The organism is Actinoplanes sp. NPDC026619 (assembly GCF_040638295.1).
Taxonomy (GTDB): Bacteria; Actinomycetota; Actinomycetes; order Mycobacteriales; family Micromonosporaceae; genus Actinoplanes.
This window is the reverse complement of sequence record NZ_JBEZYA010000078.1, coordinates 1-3,073: the sequence shown is the minus strand read 5'-3', so window position 1 is coordinate 3,073 and position 3,073 is coordinate 1. Positions and strand designations below refer to the sequence as shown.

Below are 3,073 nucleotides of genomic sequence, written 5' to 3'. Positions count from 1 at the left end.
ACCACGAGCGGCCCGGTAGTCCATAACGAGCGCGGACCAGGGGAATTACGTGAGCGCACCGCGGCCTCTTGGGGGAATTACGTGAGCGCTGACATCCGGCCGGGCTCGCCGAGCCGGTCGAACAGTTCGGTGTTGGTCATCAGGTTCATGCGGGGCTCCTGGTCGGGAGATGCGCGGCGGCGAGGTAGGGCGGGAGGGTCAGGCGGATGTGCAGGGAATGAGTGCACTGCCCGCTGACCGGGCTCAGGCGATTCATGGCTTCCAGCACACGCAGCAGGGCGGGTTCGTCGGTCTCGTTCCGGTGAGTTCAGCTGCGGCGAGTAGTCGCGTCCACGCCGATCGGCCCATGTGGCCGTGCACGCCGTGCATGGCGTCGCGGACGTCGGACGTTGTCGGGCAGCGTAGTCCGTAGGCTCCGCCGGTCGTATCGGGTGTGGTCACGCCATCTCCCAGCGAACGTGGTGACCGCCCAGGACACCGCACATGGCGCCAGCGGCGAGAGCGTCAGTGGCGGAAACCGCCAACGAGGTTGGTGAGGTCGCTGGCGAGTCGGGTGAGGTCGGTGGCGGCCTGCTGGGTGGCTTTGGCGCCGTCGGCGGTAGCGGAGGCGACTTCGGCTACGCCGGACACGGTGCGGGCGACATCGCCGCTGTTGGTGGCGGCCTCGGCCACCGACCGGCTCATCTCTGCGGTGGTGGCGGTCTGTTCTTCGACGGCGGAGGCGATGGTGGTGGTGTAGTCGCCGATCTGTCCGATGACCTCGGTGATCTCACCGATGGCCACCGTGGCGGTGCCGCTCGAGGTCTGCAGGGACCCGATCCGGTTGGTGATCTCGTCGGTGGCCTGGGCGGTCTGCTGGGCTAGTTCCTTGACCTCACCGGCGACCACGGCGAAGCCTTTGCCGAGTTCGCCGGCGCGGGCGGCCTCGATGGTGGCGTTAAGGGCGAGCAGGTTCGTCTGCTCGGCAATACTGGTGATCAGCCGGACCACGTCGCCGATCTCGGCGCTGGCCGACCCCAGCTCGGCGACCTGGTTGTTGGTGCGTTCGGCCACCACCATTCCCTTGTGCGCGACCTCGGCGGCCTGCCCGGCGTTGGAGGCGATCTCGGCGATCGAGGCGCTCATCTGTTCCGCGCCCGCCGCGATCGACTGAACCCCGGCGTTGACCTCTTCCGACGCGACTGTGGCGGAGTTGGCCCGTTCTGCGGCGTCGGAGGCGCCGGCCTGCAACTGGGCGCTGACCGCCGACAACTCCTCCGACGCGCTGGCCAGCGTCACCGCGGACCCGCCGATCGTGGTGACCGTGGTGCGCAGGGTGGCCAGTGCGGTGTCCAGGGCCTCGCCCATCTGGCCCGGTTCGTCGCGAGACCGCAGGCCGGTGCTGCGGGTCAGGTCACCGGTGGCCAAGGCCTTGCACACCTCTCGCACCTTGTTGAGGGATTTCACGATCGTCGCGGCCACCCACGCCCCGAGCGTCAGGGCGCTCAGGCACCCGACGACCAGCACGACGATCGATGTCAGGCGGCTGTTCTTATAGCTGGATTGTGCTGTTGCCGCGTTCTTCGCCGCGTCCGCCGACTCGGCGTCGCTGAGCGTGTCCAGGTCCTGTTTGATCCTTTCCAGGATCGGCGCGGCCTGGGTATCGCGGACCTTCTGCCAGCTGGCTAGATCGTTGGCCTTGCCCAAGGGCAGCAGTTTCGTTTGGGCTAGGGCAACCCAAGCCTGCCATTGCGTCTGCAGGTCGGCGATCACCGCGGGATCACCCGATGGCATGCTGGCCTGATACTCGGCCAGGGCCGCGTCGAAAGAATCCAGGTCCGCGGTCAAGGCCTGGGTGTATTTCTCGACCGCCGCCGCATCCTGCGAGATGGCCTGGTTGCCGGCGTCGAGGCGGCCCTGCCGGGTCACCTTCTCGAGCAGACCGATCGCCTTGATACTGGCTATGTTGTTGTTGTAAAGCGTCTGTGCCGAGGCGCTGGCCGTACTCAGGGCGGTCAGGCCAGCTACCCCCACGATCACGGCGACCATGACGGCGACGCCAATGCCTCCGAGAATCTTGACCTTGACGCTGAGGTCAGCGAAGGAACGCCGTCCACGTGCGGTTCCAGCGGTATTCCTGCTCACCGTGGCTCTCATCTCATGACGTGCCAGGCAATGCCCCTCCCGACCGGACAGTGCCACGGTCAGCTCCAGACCGCCCGCATTCTTCCGATCGGCGTCCGGGGGGTTTCCCTGAGCGCCAACCTGACGACGGTTCGGCCGATGGATCATGCGGGTTGGTAGGTTCATCGCAGGTGAGCCGGGAAGTCGCGCAGCTATCAGCTGCTCGGAGCGGGCGAGCTTCGGGCGTGCCTGCCGCTGCACGAGGATCCCTCCTGGATCAACCGATGCCGGCACCGTCCGAGACTACGAACGCCTGCCGCAGCACCACGCCGCGATGGTCCAATGGGCGATGATCATCATCATGGGCCGCCGGTTGGCCCGCCATCAACAAACCTGAACCCCTCAGTGCCAGGGTCTTACGCTTGGCCGCCGCGTCGGGCCTCCATACGGTCGCGCTCTTCGGGCCCACCCTCGTCGCGCGGTACGGGCTGGGCGACCCGGGGGGCCGTACTGTGCAACGCCTCTCGGACTGCCCGCACCGGCGCCCCACCGCCATCACCGAACAGGTTATTGGTGGAACGGCCGGTGCCCGTTGTCCGCGGCCGGACCGGCATCGCATGGCCGACGTCTCGGCCGAGGACCTGGTCGTGACCGTTCTGAATCTGCTCGCCTTACCACCACCCGGACGATGACCTGCGTCGGTCGATGAGTGGGATGCGGTGCGTCTTCGTGAAATAGGTAGGGCCTTGAGGTACAAGCGCAGGTAACCACACCAAACACGCTCAACCCCAAGGCCCTAGATGACGTTCTACCTTGTCGGCGGAGCCGGCGCATCCCTCTCAGTCAAGATCAGGTGAGACACCCCGTGTGACTCCGGGGTGATGACCTGAGGGCGGGGATCGGAGATCCTTGTGAGCGTGTCCACTTCATCTGACAAGCAGCCGGTGTCGGCCGGTGACGGGGTCGATCC

Annotated in this window: 1 protein-coding gene; it reads right to left on the bottom strand. The window is 66.8% G+C overall.

From position 1 onward, the window contains the following. Positions 1-504: 504 nt before the first annotated feature. Positions 505-2,397 (bottom strand): methyl-accepting chemotaxis protein, encoded by a 1,893-nt coding sequence (locus AB0E90_RS51525; RefSeq protein WP_360421185.1) that lies wholly within the window; start codon positions 2,395-2,397, stop codon positions 505-507. Positions 2,398-3,073 lie beyond the last annotated feature (676 nt).